Origin of the sequence: Haemophilus sp. C1 (genome assembly GCF_001276515.1) — a bacterium.
Classification (GTDB): Bacteria; Pseudomonadota; Gammaproteobacteria; order Enterobacterales; family Pasteurellaceae; genus Haemophilus.
In genome coordinates, this window is sequence record NZ_LDVZ01000004.1 from 96,395 (window position 1) to 118,088 (window position 21,694).

18 protein-coding genes are annotated in these 21,694 nt (G+C 37.9%); 12 read left to right on the forward strand and 6 right to left on the reverse strand.

From position 1 onward, the window contains the following. Window positions 1-13 precede the first annotated feature (13 nt). The 4 genes from htpG to ABW51_RS02830 all read left to right on the forward strand — a co-directional run bounded on the left by htpG (window position 14) and on the right by ABW51_RS02830 (window position 4,161). Window positions 14-1,894 carry a molecular chaperone HtpG gene (gene htpG / locus ABW51_RS02815; RefSeq protein WP_053465481.1) on the forward strand — a complete coding sequence of 627 codons (1,881 nt, stop codon included), beginning with the start codon at window positions 14-16 and terminating at the stop codon, window positions 1,892-1,894. A gap of 79 nt (window positions 1,895-1,973) precedes the next feature. Next, window positions 1,974-2,318, forward strand: coding sequence for an ArsC family reductase (locus tag ABW51_RS02820; RefSeq protein WP_053465482.1), 345 nt, complete (start codon window positions 1,974-1,976; stop codon window positions 2,316-2,318). Window positions 2,319-2,345: 27 nt separating this feature from the next. Continuing rightward, on the forward strand, window positions 2,346-3,479 hold the full coding sequence (dapE, locus tag ABW51_RS02825) for a succinyl-diaminopimelate desuccinylase (RefSeq protein WP_053465483.1): 1,134 nt from the start codon (window positions 2,346-2,348) through the stop codon (window positions 3,477-3,479). 1 nt (window position 3,480) lies between these two features. Then, window positions 3,481-4,161 carry a M15 family metallopeptidase gene (locus ABW51_RS02830; RefSeq protein ID WP_053465484.1) on the forward strand — a complete coding sequence of 227 codons (681 nt, stop codon included), beginning with the start codon at window positions 3,481-3,483 and terminating at the stop codon, window positions 4,159-4,161. A 34-nt stretch (window positions 4,162-4,195) separates the two neighbouring features. Here the strand turns inward: ABW51_RS02830 and fbpC are convergent, their stop codons facing one another. From fbpC to ABW51_RS02850, 4 genes are all read right to left on the reverse strand, one after another. Then, window positions 4,196-5,266 carry a Fe(3+) ABC transporter ATP-binding protein FbpC gene (fbpC, locus tag ABW51_RS02835; protein ID WP_053465485.1) on the reverse strand — a complete coding sequence of 357 codons (1,071 nt, stop codon included), beginning with the start codon at window positions 5,264-5,266 and terminating at the stop codon, window positions 4,196-4,198. Beyond that, window positions 5,253-6,773, reverse strand: coding sequence for an ABC transporter permease (locus ABW51_RS02840; protein WP_053465486.1), 1,521 nt, complete (start codon window positions 6,771-6,773; stop codon window positions 5,253-5,255). The genes fbpC and ABW51_RS02840 overlap by 14 nt, the downstream gene beginning before the upstream one ends. A 146-nt stretch (window positions 6,774-6,919) precedes the next feature. After that, window positions 6,920-7,918 carry an iron ABC transporter substrate-binding protein gene (locus ABW51_RS02845; RefSeq protein ID WP_053465487.1) on the reverse strand — a complete coding sequence of 333 codons (999 nt, stop codon included), beginning with the start codon at window positions 7,916-7,918 and terminating at the stop codon, window positions 6,920-6,922. Between the two features lie 166 nt (window positions 7,919-8,084). Continuing rightward, window positions 8,085-9,629 (reverse strand): class I SAM-dependent methyltransferase, encoded by a 1,545-nt coding sequence (locus ABW51_RS02850; RefSeq protein WP_053465488.1) that lies wholly within the window; start codon window positions 9,627-9,629, stop codon window positions 8,085-8,087. A 134-nt stretch (window positions 9,630-9,763) separates the two neighbouring features. On the opposite strand from ABW51_RS02850, the gene ABW51_RS02855 reads away from it, so the two are divergent. The 3 genes from ABW51_RS02855 to ABW51_RS02865 are packed head-to-tail and all read left to right on the forward strand — an operon-like array spanning window position 9,764 to window position 12,116. After that, on the forward strand, window positions 9,764-10,846 hold the full coding sequence (locus ABW51_RS02855; RefSeq protein WP_053465489.1) for a PhoH family protein: 1,083 nt from the start codon (window positions 9,764-9,766) through the stop codon (window positions 10,844-10,846). A 1-nt stretch (window position 10,847) separates the two neighbouring features. Further along, window positions 10,848-11,312, forward strand: a complete 465-nt coding sequence (ybeY, locus tag ABW51_RS02860) for an rRNA maturation RNase YbeY (RefSeq protein ID WP_053465490.1) — start codon at window positions 10,848-10,850, stop codon at window positions 11,310-11,312. Window positions 11,313-11,330: 18 nt separating this feature from the next. Continuing rightward, window positions 11,331-12,116, forward strand: a complete 786-nt coding sequence (locus ABW51_RS02865; RefSeq protein ID WP_005630495.1) for a Cof-type HAD-IIB family hydrolase — start codon at window positions 11,331-11,333, stop codon at window positions 12,114-12,116. A 36-nt stretch (window positions 12,117-12,152) separates the two neighbouring features. Here the strand turns inward: ABW51_RS02865 and ABW51_RS02870 are convergent, their stop codons facing one another. Both ABW51_RS02870 and gap read right to left on the reverse strand, forming a co-directional pair. Beyond that, a complete protein-coding gene (locus tag ABW51_RS02870) occupies window positions 12,153-13,961 on the reverse strand; it encodes an AMP-dependent synthetase/ligase (protein ID WP_053465491.1) in 1,809 nt (602 codons plus the stop codon). Window positions 13,962-14,154: 193 nt separating this feature from the next. After that, window positions 14,155-15,174, reverse strand: coding sequence for a type I glyceraldehyde-3-phosphate dehydrogenase (gene gap, locus ABW51_RS02875; RefSeq protein WP_005646416.1), 1,020 nt, complete (start codon window positions 15,172-15,174; stop codon window positions 14,155-14,157). 250 nt (window positions 15,175-15,424) lie between these two features. Between gap and gmk the strand changes: the two genes are divergently transcribed. The 5 genes from gmk to murI all read left to right on the forward strand — a co-directional run bounded on the left by gmk (window position 15,425) and on the right by murI (window position 21,484). Further along, window positions 15,425-16,051 (forward strand): guanylate kinase, encoded by a 627-nt coding sequence (gene gmk / locus ABW51_RS02880; RefSeq protein WP_053465492.1) that lies wholly within the window; start codon window positions 15,425-15,427, stop codon window positions 16,049-16,051. Between the two features lie 62 nt (window positions 16,052-16,113). After that, window positions 16,114-16,380: a DNA-directed RNA polymerase subunit omega gene (rpoZ, locus tag ABW51_RS02885; protein WP_005625717.1), complete on the forward strand. Its 267-nt coding sequence runs from the start codon at window positions 16,114-16,116 to the stop codon at window positions 16,378-16,380. A gap of 72 nt (window positions 16,381-16,452) precedes the next feature. Then, entirely contained in the window at window positions 16,453-18,567 is a 2,115-nt protein-coding gene (gene spoT / locus ABW51_RS02890; RefSeq protein WP_053465493.1) for a bifunctional GTP diphosphokinase/guanosine-3',5'-bis pyrophosphate 3'-pyrophosphohydrolase, read from the forward strand. Continuing rightward, the gene (gene recG / locus ABW51_RS02895) at window positions 18,564-20,645 is read left to right on the forward strand and encodes an ATP-dependent DNA helicase RecG (protein WP_053465494.1); all 2,082 of its coding nucleotides are present in this window, start codon (window positions 18,564-18,566) and stop codon (window positions 20,643-20,645) included. Before spoT ends, recG begins: the two co-directional genes overlap by 4 nt. 29 nt (window positions 20,646-20,674) lie before the next feature. Beyond that, window positions 20,675-21,484 carry a glutamate racemase gene (gene murI / locus ABW51_RS02900; protein WP_053465495.1) on the forward strand — a complete coding sequence of 270 codons (810 nt, stop codon included), beginning with the start codon at window positions 20,675-20,677 and terminating at the stop codon, window positions 21,482-21,484. Window positions 21,485-21,694 lie beyond the last annotated feature (210 nt).

A 21,694-nucleotide genomic window follows, 5' to 3' on the forward strand; every position in this document is an offset into this window, starting at 1 on the left:
GAAGGAAAAAATTATGTCACAAAATCAAGAAACTCGCGGCTTCCAATCTGAAGTCAAACAACTCCTCCAATTAATGATCCATTCTTTGTATTCCAATAAAGAAATTTTCTTACGTGAATTAATTTCTAATGCCTCTGATGCAGCAGATAAATTACGCTTTAAAACACTTTCCAACCCTGCTTTATATGAAGGCGATGGCGACTTACGTGTGCGTGTTAGCTTTGATGCGGATAAAGGAACGATCACAATTAGCGATAACGGCATTGGTATGACCCGTGAGCAAGTCATAGATCATTTGGGTACGATTGCGAAATCAGGAACAAAAGAATTTTTAACCGCACTTGGCCAAGACCAAGCAAAAAATAGCCAACTTATTGGGCAGTTTGGTGTGGGTTTTTATTCAGCTTTTATTGTGGCAGATAAAGTGACTGTAAAAACTAGAGCAGCTGGCGAAGAGGCGGATAAAGCGGTGCTTTGGGAATCTGCTGGCGAAGGCGAATATTCTGTGGCGGATATTGAGAAAAAATCCCGTGGCACAGATGTGATTTTACACTTACGTGAAGATGAAAAAGAATTTTTAAACGAATGGCGTTTGCGTGAAATTATCGGTAAATATTCTGACCATATTGGCTTGCCAGTGGAAATGCTGACGAAAGAATATGATGATGAAGGCAAAGAGTGCGGCGAAAAATGGGAGAAAATTAATAAATCCGATGCACTTTGGACGCGTTCTAAAAATGATGTCTCCGATGAGGAATATAAGGAGTTTTACAAACATTTAAGCCATGATTTTGCTGATCCTGTGACTTGGGCGCATAACAAAGTTGAAGGAAATCAAGCATATACTAGTTTGCTTTATGTGCCAGCTAAAGCACCTTGGGATTTATTTAATCGCGAACATAAACACGGCTTAAAACTTTATGTTCAACGTGTATTTATTATGGATGATGCTGAGCAATTTATGCCGAATTATCTCCGTTTTATGCGCGGTTTAATCGATAGCAATGACTTGCCATTAAATGTATCTCGTGAAATTTTACAAGATAACAAAATTACTGCTGCATTACGCAAAGCATTAACTAAGCGTTCATTACAAATGCTAGAAAAATTAGCAAAAGATGATGCAGAAAAATATCTTCAATTCTGGAAAGAGTTTGGTTTAGTCTTGAAAGAAGGCCCTGCAGAAGATTTTTCTAATAAAGAAACTGTTGCGAAGTTATTACGTTTTGCTTCAACGCATAATGATAGCAGCGAGCAAACTGTTTCTTTAGAAGATTACATCACGCGTATGAAAGAGGGGCAAAAAGCTATCTATTACATTACAGCGGATAGTTATGTTGCAGCAAAAAATAGTCCGCACTTGGAATTATTCAATAAAAAAGGCATTGAGGTTTTATTGCTTTCTGATCGCATTGATGAATGGATGTTAAGCTATTTAACTGAATTTGACGGTAAACCATTACAAAGTATCACGAAAGCAGATTTGGATTTAGGCGATTTAGCGGATAAAGAATCTGAAACGCAAAAACAACAAGATGAAGCCTTTGGTAGTTTTATTGAGCGTGTGAAAAACTTGCTTGGAGAACGTGTGAAAACGGTGCGTTTAACTCACAATTTAACGGATACACCAGCGGTAGTTTCTACAGATAATGATCAAATGACGACCCAAATGGCGAAATTGTTTGCAGCCGCAGGGCAACCTGTACCAGAAGTCAAATACACTTTTGAACTTAATCCAGAACACCACTTAGTGAAAAAAGTGGCTGATATTGCAGATGAAACTGAATTTGCTGATTGGGTGGAATTATTACTTGAACAAGCTATGTTAGCAGAGCGCGGATCTTTGGAAAATCCAGCTGTGTTTATTAAACGTATCAATAAGTTGTTGGGTTAATTCATTTGAGATGAAGTAGTATAAGGGTTAAAATCCTCAGTCTGATTAGATTGAGGGTTTTTCTTTTTTTAGGTGAAATATGATTACAGTTTACGGCATTAAAAATTGCGACACAGTGAAGAAAGCGTTGAAATGGCTTGCGGATCACAATATTGAACATAAACTTCACGACTACCGTGTTGATGGTTTGGATTTGAATTTTTTAACTCAGGCAGAAGCTCAATTTGGCTGGGATGTGTTGGTAAATAAACGCAGTACAACTTGGCGTAATTTGGATGAACAAGTTAAAAATTCCCTTGATAAAACGACCGCACTTTCCGTGTTGGCAGAGAATCCAACCTTGATTAAACGCCCCATTATTTTACAAGATGGAAAGGCATTAATTGGTTTTAATGAAAAGGAATATCAGGCTACATTTGCTTAAAGTGCGGTTATTTTCTTAGGAGTTTTTATGAAAGAAAAAGTAATTTCGTTGGCGCAAGATTTAATTCGTCGCCCGTCTATTAGCCCGAATGATGAGGGCTGTCAGCAAATTATTGGAGAACGTTTAGAAAAGTTAGGTTTTCAAATTGAATGGATGCCTTTTAATGATACGTTGAATTTGTGGGCAAAACATGGATCGGGTGAGCCAGTTATTGCTTTTGCGGGACATACGGATGTTGTGCCTACTGGTGATGAAAATCAATGGTCGTATTCTCCGTTTTCTGCTGAGGTTATCGATGGTATGCTTTATGGTCGTGGTGCGGCGGATATGAAAGGATCCCTTGCAGCAATGATTGTGGCGGCAGAAGAATATGTAAAAGCAAATCCCAATCATAAGGGTACAATTGCATTATTGATTACGTCTGATGAAGAGGCCGCCGCAAAAGATGGTACAGTGCGTGTGGTTGAGACTTTAATGGCGCGTGATGAACAAATTACTTATTGTATGGTTGGCGAGCCATCGAGTGCTAAAAACTTAGGCGATGTTGTCAAAAATGGCCGCCGCGGCTCGATTACAGGAAATCTTTATGTTCAGGGGATTCAAGGGCATGTGGCATATCCGCATTTAGCCGAAAATCCAATCCATAAAGCAGTGCCATTTTTGCAAGACTTAACGACTTACCAATGGGATGAAGGTAATGAGTTTTTCCCTCCAACAAACCTACAAATTGCTAATATTCATGCGGGCACAGGAAGTAATAATGTGATTCCAGGTGAGTTATATGTTCAGTTTAATTTGCGTTATTGCACAGAAGTAACAGATGAAATCATTAAGCAAAAAGTAGCTGAAATGCTAGAAAAACATAATTTGAAATATCGTATTGAATGGAATTTATCAGGTAAACCGTTTTTAACAAAACCAGGTAAATTATTAGATTCGATAACCACCGCTATTGAGGAAACCACAGGCATAATGCCAAAGGCTGAAACAGGTGGTGGCACCTCAGACGGTCGTTTTATTGCATTGATGGGTTCTGAGGTAGTGGAATTTGGCCCGTTAAATTCAACTATTCATAAAGTCAATGAATGTGTCAGCGTGGAAGATCTTGGCAAGTGCGGTGAAATTTATCACAAAATGTTAGTGAATTTATTGGATAGCTAAAATGAAATTAACGCCAGAAATGCTTACAGGAAAGTCTCGTGAGCATTTAGTCAATTTACCCGCAATTCATTCCTCAAATCATTTTTTGCAAACGCAAGCTGTGCAAGCATTTCAAGGGTTGCAACAAAGTGCGACAAAAAATGGCTTTAATTTACAGCCTGCGAGCAGTTTTCGTGATTTTGAACGCCAACAGCTTATTTGGAACAGCAAATTTAAGGGCGAGAGAAAAGTACACGATGACGCAGGAAAGGCATTAGATTTAAGCCAATTAGATGACTGGCAAAAATGTCAGGCGATTTTACGTTGGTCTGCATTACCAGCAGCTAGCCGTCATCATTGGGGAACGGAAGTGGATATTTTCGATCCTGATCTTTTGCCACAAGGGCAATCTTTACAACTGGAGCCTTGGGAATATGAAAAAGGCGGCTACTTTTTTGAATTGAGTGAATTTCTTACGGAAAATTTACCGCACTTTGATTTTGCTTTGCCTTTTATAAATATGCAGTCTAATAAGAAAGTGGGGCGGGAGCCTTGGCATATCAGTTATTTGCCGTTAGCTGAATTGGCAAGCCAGCAATTTTCTCCAGAGATTTTGCAACAGGCGTGGAAAGGGGAAAATATTTTAGGTGTAGACTGTTTAATATCAAATATTGAACGAATTTTTTCTGAATATATTGTTTAAAAATAAGCCTTATTGTGAAGATAAGGCTTTATTTTTAGGCATAAAAAAGCCCTTTTCTATGTAAATAAACAGGCAAATTATCGCCAATAGATAAATCGGGAGAAATAACGTTCTCAATCCATATTGCGTAGCCATTAATTTCAATTTGAACAGCGGTAATTTTTCCTTTAAATTCAATTTGTTTCACTTGCCCTTTGAAAAGTGCGGTTGGATTTTCTGATGTTTTAAACAGGCTAAATTGTTCTGGACGAAGCAAAATCTTACCTTGTTTCGGTGAGATTGATTTGTTTTTTACAGGAATATTACCTAATTGGCATTGGGCGATATTTTCATCAATTAGATTTGCCGATAGTACGATGTTGTCACCAATAAAACTTGCGGTTTCTAGATGATTTGGCGACCAATAAAGTGTACGAGGCGTGTCGATTTGTAAAATTTTGCCTTGTTGAATGATCGCAATCTTATCTGCATAACGTAGTGCTTCATCACGATCATGGGTGACGAAAATCGCTGATGCACCACTTTGACGCAGTGCTTTTAGCATATCATGACGAATTTGCTGGCGTAGATGTTCATCTAAGGCACTAAAAGGTTCATCTAATAAAATTAGTTCTGGATTCGGTGCTAGTGCTCGCGCAAGAGCTACTCGTTGTTGTTGTCCGCCCGAAAGTTGGTGTGGAAAACGTTCTGCCAGTTCACTAATTCCAGTGAGTTGCATTACCTGCTCAATCCGCATTTTCTCTTCATCCGTTTTCCCTTTTCCATTCCCTAATCCATAAGCAATGTTGCGATAGACATTTAAGTGAGGGAACAGAACGCCTTCTTGTACCACATAACCTAGATGGCGCTGTTGCGTTGGCACATTAGAATTCTCGCCAAAAATTAACCGCTCTTTGAGCCAAATTTCGCCAGTATTGGGTTGTTCAAATCCTGCGATCGCTCGCAATAATGTTGTTTTTCCACAACCAGAAGCACCAAGCAAAAAGAGGATTTCACCTCGTTGCAAGGTAAAGGAAATATCGTGAAGAACTTGTTGTTCATTAAAAAATTTATTGAGATTTTTAACAGTTAATAACGGATTATTTATCATTTTATTTAAATGCATATTTTTTCAATAAAAACACAGGAATCCCTGAAAAGAGAACGAGCATGAGTGCATAAGGCGTTGCTGCAGCGTATTGCGCATCACTGGTATATTCCCAAACGGCAATCGAAAGGGTTTTGATGTCGTTTGGCGTGAGCAAAAGTGTTGCAGTAAGCTCTTTCATTAAATTCAAAAATACTAGAGAGAATGCCGCCGCAATGCCTGGTAGCATTGCGGGTAATGTTAAAGTCCGGAAAATATAGAATGGGCTTCGTCCTAGGCTTTGTCCGACTTTCTCAATATTATCAGAAAGTTGCTCAAGTGAGGCTCTAAGTGTAGTTTGTGCCATTGGTAAATAGAGCATAAAGTAAGCTACGATAATAACTAAAAAGGTTTGATATAAGCTGTTAGCATAGTTGATCGTAAAGTAGATCAGCGATAATGCGATAACTAAGCCGGGTACGGCGTGTAATAGATAAGGTAATCGATCAATCCAAATGGTTAATTTGCTACGATAGCGTACAGCTGCCCAAACCAATGGTAAAGCACAAACTACGGTAAGCAGTGCGCCTAAGCCTGAAATGATAAATGAATTGCTGAATGCCGATAAAAATTCTGAAAAATTCCCCGCACTTTCGAGTGAAGTTCCCACTATAAGCCAGTAAATTAACATAATCACAGGCACGCCAATGCTTAAGATGAATATGCTAGAGAAAAACCCGAAGGTTAAACATTGTTTGCCAAAAGAAAGTGTTTTTACTGGATAAGGACGAGTGACACCTTTGCCACTGTTGTAAAGTGTTTGTTTACCACGGAAGAATGTTTCTCCCAGCACAATAAGGCTACAAATTGCCATTAATACAGCGGAAAGTAGTGCTGCGGTACTGTTATTAAAAGACATTTCATATTCTTGGAAAATCGCAGTGGTGAATGTTTGGTAATTTAAAATTGAAACTGCACCGAAATCCACGAGCATATGTAATGCTATTAGCAATAAACTACTACCGATTGCTGGTTTTAATTGCGGGAAAATAGCGTGCCAAAAGGTGTAAGTTTGGCTTTTTCCTAATGAAAGGCTTACTTCTTCAAGAGAGCGATCTAGTCGTTTAAGTGTGGCTGAAATAGGCAAGTAAGCGAGTGGAAAAGAGCTTAATGTCATGATGCCAATCGTTCCCCAAAAACCTTCTACTCGAAAGGTTAGACTGATCCAAGTAAAACAGCTCACAAAGGCCGGAATACAAAGCGGCAAACTCATCGCGACTTCAAAAAATGACTTGCCGAAAAAACGATAGCGTTCAAGCCAAAAAGCACAAAGACTACCGAGCGAAATAGAACCAACAGTTACACAGAGCATTAAGACCATTGTATTAGTCAGTAACTCCAGCATTCTAGGACGAAAAAGAAGATCAACGCTTCGAGTTAGCCCAACTTCCTCTGCACGTAAAATCACATACAGAAATGGCAAGAGTAACGGAAGTCCAATCAAGATGATAAGCAAAGTGAGCCAGAATGGCGGAGTGCGAGGCAAAGTTAAATCCTTTATTTTAGTCTAGGGTAATGAGTTACCCTAGACTAGCATAGATTTCCCCTTATTTGGGAAAAGTTGAAAGTTTCCTAATTAAAAGGGAATGCTCATACTTAATCGTGGGTATATTTACCCACGATGTTAAGAGACTATTTCAACCCAGCTTCTTCAATCAATTTAGTTGCGTGTTCTTTATCTTTTGCTGTTGTTGCTGATACCACTGGGGCTTCCAGTTTAGCGTAAGGTTCAAGATTAAATGGTGAAACTACATCTGTACGTAACGGGTATTCTGCACGTACTGCAACTAAAGCCTCTTGACCTTTTTTGCTAGCTAAGAAGTCCACAAATTTCTTCGCCTCTTCTTGATTTTTAGACGCTTTCAACACTGCAGCACCAGAGTAGCTAACTAATGCGCCTGGATCTTGGTGACCAATGAAGTAAAGACGGCTTTTTAAGTTTTCCACGCCTTTTTCTTTAGCTAAGTTGTACCAATAATAGTTATTGATTAAAGCCACAGGCACTTCGCCGTTTTCAACAGCTTGTAATGCAACACTATTTTTTGCATAAAGCTTACCATTTGCTTTTAAACCTTTTAACCAATCAAGGGCAACTTTATCACCTTTCATTTTGCTTAATGCAACCACTTGCTCTAAGAACGCGCCAGAAGTTGGCACATAACCAATTTTGTCTTTCCATTTTGGTGTAGCGTAATCTAACACCGATTTTTCCATATCTTTTTCTGATAGTTTAGTGTGATCGTAAACCACAACACGAGAACGACCGCTTAAAGCAACCCAGTCTTTTTTCGGTGCACGTGGTACACCTTTTTGTGCAGTTTGTTTAATGGTTTGTTCTGAAATTGGTGCTAAAAGACCTGCTTCAGAAAGATCTGCAAAGGTTGCAGTTTGTTCAGTGTAGAAAACATCAGCTGGTGTTTTATCACCTTCTTCTTTTAATTGACCCGCAAGCTGAGCACTTTTTCCACTGTTTAGTGTTACTTTAATGCCAGTTTCTTGCTCAAATGCTTTTGCGACCGCAGCCGCTGCCTCTTTATGTTGGCCGTTGTAAACGGTAATATCGGCAAAGCTACTTGCTGAGAATATAAGTGCGGCAGCGAGTGTCGCAATTTTGAAAGATTTGAATGTCATTGAAAACTCCTTGTTTTATGAGAATGAATGTTTTAATTAAGCCTGAATGACCCTTATTCTATTTCCAAACTCATTTAAATGCAAATAATTCTCAATTTTTATTTGTGACAAAACAAAAGAAGAGCGGTTAGCTCTCCTTCAATATATTGATTTCTTTGAATTTTTCTTATAGCGTAGCAGGTTGAATATAACCTAAGTTAGCTAAAGTTTCACAAAGAGAATTACACAATCCTGAACAATCATATTCTTCATCAATAAGTTTATTATTGTTCATATCTCTGTATTCATTCTGAATTAAATATTCCTTGAGTGAAGCGTTAAGTGCTTTTTGGGTTGTTGGTTTTTCCATTTGGGACATTATGTGAAGATGAAGTTTATTCAAATCTTCAATACTTCCATTATACATATTGCCCGCACCAATATATTCATTTGCCCCCTCTAACAAAGCCTGTATATATTGAGTAAACCGTTTTGGTATATAAGTTTTATTATCTTCAAATGCATATATTTGATATGGTGTGCGGAAAACATTGATATAGCCTAGAACTATAGATAGTAATACAGAAGAGTAAATTTCATTTTTAGTGATATTTTTAAACTCTTTATTATTCGATACATAATCAGTTAATGATTTAATAGTAAAACTACCCACTTGATAAATAAAGTGTTCAAGTAATCTTATAATATCTTGATTATTGAATATATTACTCAGATTATTTTCTTTACTTTGATTAATAAAGGTTAATTTATCTAATAAACTTATATTTATATTCTCAGTGCGGTTAATTTTATCTTGTAAATTAGCATGACATAACAAACTTCTTCTAAATGCAACATCGTAAAGATAATCAAGACATTGCTCACGGGCGACATAATCTGTCTCGGATAATTGATTAATCATATTTCTTAAGTGTTGTGGCATCCAAGAAATATATGAAAGTTGGAAACTTGTATCACCAATATAAGCTAATTGATGTTGATTGACGCTATCCACAAATTGATTTAAATAGAGAGGGTCGTTGTGATATTCAAGATATTCATGCGCAATATAATGGTCATCTTGATTTTGAATAGTATCAAAATTTGAAATTCTAAATTTATTTCGTTCTTTTTCTGATTCAATCGATTTAATTGCATCGGAGAATAACTGAACAACGGCTTTACCACGACGAGTTTGCTCAGAAAGCGGTAAATTTTGTGTGTATTTATTAGCATAGAGCATAATATCTCGTGCAACTTCTCGGTTTTTCCAACCTGGATAGGTGTTGTAAGAAATATAAGCAATACCGTTTGGCGTTAAATTTTCTCGGCAAACTTCAAGAATTTTATCTTTAACATTATTTGGTACCCAAGAATAAATGCCATGTACAATAATGTAGTCAAACACGCCAAATTCAGGCGTAATATCGAGAATATTTTTTGCTTCTAAACGAACATTTGTTAATCCCATTGATTTAATGATTTCATTACCTTGAGTAATTTGACTATCTGATAAATCAATGCCGACAAATTCAGTATCTGGATAATAAACCGCTTGAGAAATTAAGTTTCCACCAAAAGAAGAACCTAATTCTAATACTTTAGCACCTTTGAGTGCTGGTGGTGTTAATCCCCATAATGTTGCATTTCCTTCCAAAAGTGCAATGCTCGTATAAGAAAAGGGTTTTGAGTAGTATCTAAGTTCGTCGTAAGGGTTATTTTGCTCAGCCATAATATATCCAGTTTGTAACATAATTAAGGGCGCATATTATAGAGGGAATATGGATAAAAACAAAGCAATGATTATTTCCCATAAAACTGTAATTACGCTAGAATAACCGCAATTTTCACCAGCTTAGTGTCCTCATGCTTTCATTTACTCTCGAACCTCAAGATAACGCACGTTTGCAATCTTTATGTGGTGCATTTGATGATCATCTAAAACTTATCGAAAAAGAATTTAATCTTGTCATTGCTCGTCATAATTTCACTTTTAATATTGATACAGTGGAAGAGGATCCAAAACCTTGTCATGCAAAATTGATAAAAAGTGCGGTGAAATTAATTCAAGATTTATATGTTGAAACTGCGCCCGTAAAAGGTAAAGTGAAAGAGTTAGATTTGGAAGATGTGCATATGGCTTTACAAGAAAGCCGAATGTTATCTCAAGCTGAACCGAACCGCGCTGAAAATAATGTTTTCAGTACAACGATTAAAACTAAACGAGGTGTGATTAAACCTCGAGGCGAAAATCAAGTTCAATATTTACATAATATTTTAACTCACGATATTAGTTTTGGTATTGGCCCAGCAGGAACGGGGAAAACTTTTTTAGCGGTTGCTGCTGCAGTTGAGGCTTTAGAGCGTCAAGAAATTCGTCGAATTTTACTTACTCGCCCTGCGGTGGAAGCAGGCGAAAAGCTAGGTTTTTTACCAGGAGATTTAGGTCAGAAAATCGAACCTTATTTACGTCCGCTTTATGATGCGTTGTTTGAAATGCTAGGTTTTGAGCGTGTGCAAAAATTAATGGAACGTAATGTTATTGAAATTGCCCCTTTGGCTTATATGCGTGGGCGTACACTTAATGATAGTTTTATTATTTTAGATGAAAGCCAAAATACGACAGTTGAGCAAATGAAAATGTTTTTAACTCGTATTGGTTTTAATTCTAAAGCCGTGATTACGGGCGATATTACGCAAATTGACTTACCTCGTAGCACAAAATCTGGTTTACGCCATGCTATTGAAGTGTTGGAAAAAGTACCTGAATTAAGTTTTAACTATTTTGATAGCAAAGATATTGTGCGTCATCCGGTGGTGGCTAAAGTCGTGCAAGCATACGAAGAATGGGAAGTTCAAGATGAAATTCGTCGAAAAGAATTAGCGGAGCTTCGTAAAGCCGAACGTGAAAAAGAGCGGTCAGAAATTGAAAAGAATTTAGGAGAGTGAAATGGGAAGTATATTCGTTGATCTGCAAATTGCCACAGAAAATATAGAGGGGTTGCCAACAGAAGAACAGATTGTGCAGTGGGCAACAGCTGCTGTTAAACCGGAAGGGGATGAAGTCGAAATGACGGTTCGTATCGTGGATGAAACCGAAAGCCATGAATTAAATTTAACTTATCGTGGCAAGGATCGCCCGACTAACGTACTTTCATTTCCATTTGAATGCCCCGATGAGGTGGAGTTGCCATTACTAGGGGATCTCGTTATTTGTCGTCAAGTCGTGGAGCGAGAAGCCGCAGAACAAGAGAAACCATTAATGGCACATTGGGCACATATGGTCGTGCACGGTAGCTTACATTTACTCGGTTACGATCATATTGAAGACGATGAAGCTGAAGAAATGGAAAGTTTAGAAACCCAAATTATGCAAGGATTAGGCTTTGATGATCCTTATCTAGCAGAGAAATAATCTTTATTCGGAGTAATGATGTATAAAGCGGTATTTAGTGATTTTGATGGCACCTTATTAACCTCTCAACATACCATTTCCCCTCGAACTGTTGCAGCAATTAAGCGTTTAACGGCGAATGGTATTCCTTTTGTGCCAATTTCGGCGCGTTCTCCTTTGGGGATTTTGCCTTATTGGAAACAGCTTGAAACGAATAATGTGCTTGTTGCATTTAGTGGCGCGCTTATTTTGAATCAACACCTTGAACCAATTTATAGCGTACAAATTGAACCAAAAGATATTTTAGACATTAATACCGTTTTGGCGGATCACCCTTTGCTTGGTGTAAATTATTATACAAATAATGATTGCCATGCTCGTGACGTAGAAAATAAATGGGTGATTTTTGAACGCAGCGTCACTAAAATTGAGATTCATCCTTTTGATGAAGTAGCGACACGTTCGCCGCATAAAATTCAAATTATTGGGGAAGCTCAAGAAATCATTGAGATTGAAATTATTTTAAAGGAAAAATTTCCACATCTGAGTATTTGTCGTTCTCATGCTAACTTTTTAGAGGTGATGCATAAGAGTGCTACCAAAGGAAGTGCGGTGTGTTTTTTGGAAGATTATTTTGGCGTACAAACCAGTGAGGTGATTGCGTTTGGTGATAACTTTAATGATCTGGATATGCTAGAACATGTCGGGCTTGGTGTTGCAATGGGAAATGCACCTGATGAAATTAAACAAGCTGCAAATGTAGTCACCGCGACCAATAATGAAGATGGGCTAGCATTAATTTTGGAAGAAAAATTTCCTGAATAATCGGTAAGAAAAAGGCTCTCAACGAGAGCCTTTTAGTTATAAATTTTTTGATTCTTTTGAATTATACATATCTTCAATTTGCTTACGATAACGTTCTAAAATCACTTTTCTACGCAATTTTAATGTTGGTGTAATTTCACCCAATTTAATGCTAAATGCTTGAGAAAGTAGCGTGAATTTTTTTACTTGCTCGAAATGAGCTAATTCTTTTTGCACCGAATTAATACGTTGCTCAAACATTTTTAGAATTTCAGAATTTTTTAATAATTCTAAACGGTCATGATATTTAATATTGATCTGTTTAGCGTATTCTTCCAAACTATCAAAGCAAGGCACAATAAGTGCAGATACATATTTTTTCGCATCGGCGATGATCGCAATTTGTTCGATAAATTTATCTTTACCGATTTTGCTTTCGATATATTGCGGCGCGATATATTTTCCATTTGAGGTTTTCATTAATTCTTTAATACGATCGATAATAAATAAATTCCCTTGTTCGTCAAATTCTCCCGCATCGCCAGTTTTTAAGAAACCATCTTCTGTGAAGGCTTGAGCTGTTTCTTCTGGCTTCTTGTAATAGCCTTTCATCACCATTCCGCCACGCACGAGGATTTCATTATTTTCCCCAATTTTAACTTCCGCTTTTGGCATGAGTGTGCCGATTGAATTTGGGTTAAATTGGAAATCATGCCAGCAAGAAACGGTTGCAGTTGTTTCTGTCATGCCATAGCCTAATTTGATATTGATGCCAATAGCATGGAAAAATAGCCCAATAGCTGGTTCTAATTTTGCTCCTCCGCAAGGCATCATTTTTATACGCCCACCCAATAATTGGCGAAGTTTTGAGAGCACTAATTTATCCGCTAAAGCAAATTGTTTTTTCAATAAGAATGGAATAGCTTTGTTATTCGCACGTAGATCAAAATGTTTTTGTCCCACAGAAATTGCCCAATGGAACATTATTTGGCGAAGTTTTGGTGCTTTTTGAACTTTATCCAATACGGCTGCATAAATTTTTTCATAGAAACGTGGCACGGCGCACATTAAAGTTGGGCGAATTTCCGTTAAAGCTAACCGCACTTGATTGGTATCTTCTAAATAGCAAAGTATTGCACCTCTATGAAGAATATAAGACGCCCAAGCTCGTTCAAAAATATGAGAGAACGGTAAGAAAGAAAGTGAAACGTCCCGATCTGTCACATTAAGTGAAAGATCATGTGTTTCTAATTGGTGAGCGAGATTAGCGTAATCTAACATGACACCCTTAGGTTCTCCAGTAGTGCCCGAGGTATAAATAATCGTAAATAAATCCGATAATTGTTTTTGGTTTAAGCGTTGGGTTAGTTCATTTTGTTGGGCGTTTGAACCTGTTTCAATAAAATTTTCCCAAGTGCAAGAAAGAGGATCTTGTTGTAATTGAATGGTGGATTTCATTACCACAATTTTTTGTAATTTTGGACAATGATGAGCAATTTCCAATGCTTGATCGTATTGCTCTTGATCGCCGACGAAGAGAATTTTTACATCGGCGTGATTTAAGATAAATTCTGCTTGCTGGGCTGTATTGGTTGCGTAAATAGGCACTGTAATTGCGCGAATTTGTAAGGTCGCAATGTCAGCGATTGTCCAACGTTCCATATTATGGGCAAAAATGGCGATTTTATCTTGCACGTCAATATTGTGAGCAAGCAATGCATGAGAAAGTTGATTGAGTTGCTCTTGAAAATTTTTCCAAGAGATGTCTCTCCACAAGCCGTGTTCTTTATAGCGAAGTGCGGTCATATTTGCACGAGTTTTGGCTTGTTGTTGAATACGATTAACAAAATGGAGATCGAGATTCATATTAACCCTATTTTTGATTTTTATTGAGCGAACAGTTGTGCGCTAATATAATCTTAAATAGGAATAAAAGCTAGAAGAATATTGATTGTTTTAAATTATTTTTAGTGATCCCTTGTTCATTTTTAGATCGTAAACTAAATTATAGATAATAAAAAACCGCTCCGAAGAGCGGTTAATTTTTCTAAAGTTTTAATTAGCCTTTGTAGTTGTAAATGTGAGCTACTAAGTCTAATACTTTGTTTGAGTAACCCGTTTCGTTATCGTACCAAGATACTAATTTAACGAAAGAATCAGTTAATGCGATACCAGCGTCTGCATCAAATACAGAAGTTAAAGCACAGCCGTTGAAGTCAGTAGAAACAACAGCATCTTCAGTGTAACCTAATACGCCTTTTAATTCGCCATTGAAAGTTTTACCTTCAGCTGCATCTTTAATTGCTTGTTTGATTGCATCGTAAGAAGCTGGTTTTTCAAGGTTAACAGTTAAGTCAACAACAGATACGTTTGGAGTTGGAACACGGAAAGCCATACCAGTTAATTTACCGTTTAATGCAGGTAATACTTTACCTACTGCTTTCGCTGCACCTGTTGAAGATGGAATGATGTTTTGTGATGCACCGCGGCCGCCGCGCCAGTCTTTAGCTGATGGACCATCCACAGTTTTTTGAGTTGCAGTTGTTGCGTGAACAGTGGTCATTAAACCATCTTTGATACCGAAAGTTTCATGAACAACACGTGCTAAAGGAGCTAAACAGTTTGTTGTACAAGATGCGTTAGAAACGATATCTTGACCTGCGTATGCGTTGAAGTTTACACCACGAACGAACATTGGGGTTGCATCTTTAGATGGGCCAGTTAATACAACTTTTTTCGCGCCTGCAGTGATGTGTTTACGAGCAGTTTCATCAGTTAAGAATAAACCAGTTGCTTCAACAGCGATATCAACACCGATTGCACCCCAGTTTAAGTTTGCTGGATCACGTTCTGCAGTTACACGGATAGTTTTCCCATTAACCACTAAGTTACCATCTTTCACTTCAACAGTGCCGTCGAAACGACCGTGAGTTGAATCATATTTCAACATATAAGCCATGTATTCAACGTCGATTAAGTCGTTAATACCTACAACTTCTATGTCATCACGGTGTTGTGCTGCACGGAATACGATACGACCGATACGGCCGAAACCATTGATACCAATTTTAATTGCCATAAGATTTTCACCTTTTATTTAAGTTAAACAAATCTGTTTGCTTTGAGTAATACTGCTCACTCAGTAAGACAGCGCACAGAGTATAGCACGAGCATTTTTATAAAACTATAAACCCTACTACTTTTTTGTGATCTATATCAAATCATTATTAGAATGAAAAAGTACCGTAAAAAATCACCGCACTTTTGATGATTTTTTATAGAGAAATCTGCATAATAGACTGAAATTGTTAGAGAAGGTTAGATATTCTATGTCTCAAGGTAATCTTTATATTTTATCTGCACCAAGTGGCGCAGGAAAATCTTCATTAATTTCAGCGTTATTGGCATCAGATAGTTCAGCTCAAAAAATGGTGTCTGTATCACATACGACACGAGCCCCACGTCCAGGTGAAGTTGAAGGTGTACATTATTATTTTGTATCAAAAGAAGAGTTTGAATCACTCATTGAGCAAGATTTATTTCTAGAATATGCCAAAGTTTTTGGTGGCAATTATTATGGAACCTCTTTACCTGCGATTGAAGAAAATTTAGCAAAAGGCATTGATGTATTTTTAGATATTGATTGGCAGGGCGCCCAACAAATCCGTAAAAAAGTGCCTTCAGTAAAAAGCATTTTTATTTTACCGCCTTCATTGCCTGAATTAGAGCGTCGTTTAATTGGTCGTGGGCAAGATAGTGAAGAGGTTATCGCTGAACGAATGTCAAAAGCGATAAGTGAAATTTCGCATTATGACGAATATGATTATGTCATTGTGAATGATGATTTTGAGAAAGCATTAAAAGATTTACAAAGTATTTTGCAATCGGAACGCTTAACAAAAGATTATCAACAAAAACAAAATGCAATGTTAATTCAACAGCTACTAGCAAAATAGGGCGAAATTGAGTATTATAACGCCCTTTCAATAGAGTAATTTTTGACAAATCGGAGTAAATTATGGCTCGTGTTACTGTGCAAGATGCGGTAGAAAAAATTGGTAACCGTTTTGATTTAATTTTAACGGCTGCGCGTCGTGCAAGACAATTACAACTTAACCAAAGTGCGCCGTTAGTGCCAGAAGATAATGACAAACCAACAGTAATCGCATTGCGTGAAATCGAAAAAGGTTTGATTAATCAAGATATTATGGATGCACAAGAATTCCAAGAAATGGCGAAAGTGCAAGAAACGGAAGAAGCAGCTGTTGCATTAATTACAGAATAATCTTTTAAAAGTGCGGTAAAAAATCACGATATTTTAACCGCACTTTCTCTTTCAACGATAAGTAGGTCTCCTTTGGAACTGTTTGCGGATTTAGATCGAATTATTCAAGGGTATTTGCCCGCAGATAAAATTGAACTCATCAAGCGTGCGTTTGTGATTGCAAGAGATGCGCACGAAGGACAATTTCGCTCCAGCGGCGAACCTTACATTACCCATCCTGTGGCGGTAGCCTCTATTATTGCTCAACTTCACTTAGATCACGAAGCAGTAATGGCTGCGCTTTTGCACGATGTTATCGAAGATACACCTTATACGGAAGAACAACTGAAAGAAGAGTTTGGTGCTAGTGTGGCTGAAATTGTGGACGGTGTATCAAAACTCGATAAGTTGAAATTTCGTACTCGCCAAGAAGCACAAGTCGAGAATTTTCGCAAAATGATTTTGGCGATGACGCGTGATATTCGCGTTGTGTTAATCAAGCTTGCTGACCGCACGCATAATATGCGCACGCTAGGTTCGTTACGACCAGATAAACGTCGCCGTATTGCGAAAGAAACCCTTGAAATCTATTGTCCGCTTGCTCATCGTTTAGGTATTGAGCATATTAAAAATGAATTAGAAGACTTATCTTTTCAAGCAATGCATCCACACCGTTATGAGGTATTGAAAAAACTCATTGATGTGGCGCGGAGTAATCGACAAGATTTAATCGAACGTATTTCACAAGAGATTAAAGTGCGGTTAGAAAACGCAGGCATTTTTGCCCGAGTGTGGGGACGTGAAAAACACCTTTACAAGATCTATCAAAAAATGCGCATAAAGGATCAAGAATTCCACTCTATCATGGATATTTATGCGTTTCGTGTGATTGTAAAAAATGTTGATGATTGTTATCGCGTTTTGGGGCAAATGCATAATCTTTATAAGCCACGTCCTGGCCGAGTTAAGGATTATATTGCGGTACCTAAAGCAAATGGCTATCAGTCTTTGCAAACTTCAATGATTGGTCCGAAAGGAGTTCCCGTAGAAGTTCATATCCATACAGAGGATATGGAACAAGTCGCAGAAATGGGTATCACGGCCCATTGGGTTTATAAAGAAAATGGTAAAAACGATAGTACAACCGCACAAATTCGCGCACAACGCTGGCTGCAAAGTTTGGTCGAAATTCAACAAAGTGTAGGTAATTCGTTTGAGTTTATTGAGAATGTAAAATCAGAGTTTTTCCCGAAAGAAATTTATGTTTTTACGCCAAAAGGTCGAATTGTTGAATTGCCAATGGGCGCAACGGCAGTAGATTTCGCTTATGCTGTGCATTCAGATGTGGGAAATACTTGTGTTGGTGTGACTGTTGAGCATAAACCTTATCCGCTTTCGCAAGCCCTTGAATCTGGTCAAACGGTCAATATCATCACCGATCCAAATGCGCATCCTGAAGCCGCCTGGTTAAATTTCGTGGTAACTGCGCGTGCGAAAACACGGATTCGCCATTATCTCAAACAGCGTTGTGAAGAGGATGCGGTGAAATTAGGCGAAGTTGAGCTTAATGCAGCATTACAACCACATAATTTAGGTGATTTTTCTATTCAACAAATTAGAACTGTATTAGATGCTTTAGCACTTTCTTCTTTAGATGAATTATTACGAGAAATTGGTTTAGGCAATCAGTCTGCCTCTATCATTGCACATCAATTTGTGGGCGTGCCATTAGAATCTGCTAATACTCAGAATTTTGAATTTGAATCAAAAATACTCACTATTGCACCAATGCAAGTTGGTAAAACACAATTTGCTCAATGTTGCCATCCAATCCCTGGTGATCCTATTGTAGGATGTTGTACAGGAAAAAATACAGTTGTGGTTCACCATCAACATTGTGCAAGTTTGAAAAATGCTTGTCGCCAATCGTTGGCTAAATGGGATAACGTTCAAAGTGCGGTGAATTTTGAGGCAGAATTACAAATAGAAATATTGAATGAGCAGAATGCCTTGCTTAGTTTAATGACCGCAATTTCTGCGAGCGAAAGCAGTCTTCAAAATATTTGGACGGAAGAATTAGAGAACAATTTATTGCTTGTGATTTTGCAGGTTTGTGTAAAAGATATCAAACACCTTGCCAATATCGTTCATCGCATTAAAGGCATCACTGGTGTAGTGAATATCAAACGCAATATTAATGAGCTATGAGCCTTGAACTTCTCGATGCCGTACCTTTGACCAGCCTCTCTGGTGTTGGCGCGGCCATTTCTAATAAACTGGCTAAAATCGGCATTCATAATCTGCAAGATTTACTCTTTCATTTACCTATTCGCTATGAAGATCGTACGCGAATTACGCCAATCGCTAATCTTCGTTCCGAACAATATTTTACCATTGAAGGAATTGTCCAAACCAGTGAGGTTGCTTTTGGCCGTCGCCCGATTTTATCGGTTAGTTTGTCAGACGGCACATCGAAAATTATGTTACGTTTTTTCAATTTTAATGCGGGGATGCGTAATAGTTTTCAAGTAGGAGTGCGAGTAAAGGCTTTTGGCGAAGTGAAACGTGGGCGTCACATGCCAGAAATTCATCATCCAGAATATCAAATTGTGCGAGATAATGCGCCCATAGTATTGGAAGAAACGCTAACGCCGATTTATTCCACGACGGAAGGGCTAAAACAAAATTCATTACGAAAATTAACGGATCAGGCTTTGGCATTACTCGACAAAGTTAAGATTGCAGAAATTTTGCCTAATGAATTTAATCCACATCAATATAGCTTAAAAGAAGCATTGCGATTATTGCATCGCCCTCCACCAGATATTTCATTAGAAATGTTAGAGCAAGGTAAGCATCCTGCACAACAGCGCTTAATCTTTGAAGAGCTGCTGGCACATAATTTAGCTATGCAAAAAGTGCGGTTAGGAACGCAGCAATTCTCTGCCTTACCGCTACATTATCAAACAGATTTGAAACAGCGATTTTTAGCCACCTTGCCATTTCAACCAACTAATGCGCAAAAGCGAGTAGTGTCGGATATAGAACAAGATCTTATCAAAGATTATCCGATGATGCGCTTAGTGCAAGGGGATGTCGGCTCGGGAAAAACATTGGTTGCTGCACTGGCTGCTTTAACTGCAATTGATAACGGCAAACAAGTCGCCTTAATGGCACCAACAGAAATACTAGCAGAACAGCATGCGAATAATTTCCGACGTTGGTTTGAGCCTTTCGGTATTGAAGTTGGTTGGTTAGCTGGTAAAGTAAAAGGAAAATCAAGACAAGCAGAGCTTGAAAAAATTAAAACTGGTGCGGTGCAAATGGTGGTGGGGACGCATGCTTTATTCCAAGAAGAAGTAGAGTTTTCCGACTTAGCATTAGTGATTATTGATGAACAACACCGTTTTGGTGTGCATCAACGATTAATGTTGCGTGAAAAGGGCGAAAAAGCAGGATTTTATCCTCATCAGTTAATTATGACGGCAACGCCGATTCCAAGAACGTTGGCAATGACCGTCTATGCAGATTTGGATACATCAATTATTGATGAATTGCCTCCAGGCCGTACGCCGATAACAACCGTAGTGGTTTCTGAAGAACGTCGCGCTGAAATTGTGATGCGTGTAAAAAACGCTTGTGTTAATGAAAAACGCCAAGCCTATTGGGTGTGTACGTTAATTGATGAATCAGAGGTTTTAGAAGCTCAAGCAGCTGAAGCGATTTGGGAAGATCTAACTAAGGCATTACCTATGTTAAATATTGGGTTAGTGCACGGGCGGATGAAACCACAAGAAAAACAAGATGTCATGATGCGTTTTAAAAATGCAGAATTGGATTTATTGGTGGCGACGACAGTAATCGAAGTGGGTGTTGATGTGCCGAATGCTAGTTTGATGATTATCGAAAATGCAGAGCGTTTAGGTTTATCGCAACTTCATCAGTTACGAGGGCGTGTCGGTCGAGGCAGTACAGCTTCTTTTTGTGTACTAATGTATAAACCTCCGCTAAGTAAAGTTTCGCAAAAACGCTTGCAAGTGCTACGAGATAGCCAAGATGGTTTTGTTATTTCTGAAAAAGACTTAGAAATTCGCGGGCCTGGCGAAGTGCTTGGAACTAAACAAACAGGCATCGATGAATTGCGAGTAGCAAATTTAATGCGAGATAGAAAAATGATACCAACGGTGCAATTTTATGCGAAATCACTTATCCAAAAATACCCAGATATAGCAGAAAGTCTGATTCGTCGTTGGTTAAATAATAAAGAGATTTACTCGAACGCTTAAAAGTGCGGTTAATTTTCAAAGAGTTTTAAATGGATAAAAAAGAAAAACGCCCAACTGTACTCTTTTTTGATTCTGGAGTGGGTGGGTTTAGCGTATATCGTGAAGCTAAAAAATTATTACCAAATTGGCATTATCTCTATTGTTTTGATAATGCTGGCTTCCCTTATTCAGAACGTGAAGAAGAAAGTATCATTCATCGAACTTTAAGAATTTGCCAACTTATTAATCAACGTTATCCATTAGATGCAATCGTGATAGCTTGCAATACAGCGAGTACTGTTGTGCTTCCGCCTTTGCGAGCTGCTTTTGATATTCCTATCATTGGGACTGTACCTGCTATTAAACCTGCATCAGAAATGACAAAGACAAAACATATTGGTTTATTGGCAACAAAAGGGACTATAAAGCGTCATTATATTGATGATTTAATTAATAAATTTGCGCAAGATTGTGTGGTTGAGAGATTGGGAAGCACAAAATTAGTCGAAATTGCGGAGCAAAAAATTCGTGGTCATTCCATTGATCTAATTAGCTTAAAAAATGAATTATCTCCGTGGGCAAATATGGCAGATTTGGATACATTAGTGTTAGGCTGCACCCATTTCCCATTAATCAAAGATGAAATTCAGTTGTGCTTGCCACAAGTTAAATATTTTATGGATCCGAGTGTAGCAATAGCTAAACGGATCAAATATTTACTTGATGATAAAAATCTACAAGCACAAAATGAAAAATATAATCAAATGTTTTGCACCGCACATTTTCCCGAAGAAGCCCAATTCAAAAAATCTTTACATCTATGGGGATTTGAATCTTTAGATGTAATAAAAATAGACTAAAATCGATGTCAAATAGACCTTTTTGTATTAACTTTATCCAAAAGATCATTTTTTTAAATATTTTTACAAAAAAGTACTTGCAAGGGTTTTCAAAATCCCTATAATGCACCGCACACAACGACGCACTGTTGTGAAGTATTTAAGTTTACAAGTGCGTCGTTGTTTTTTGCTCTTTAACAATATATCAGACAATCTGTGTGGGCACTTGTT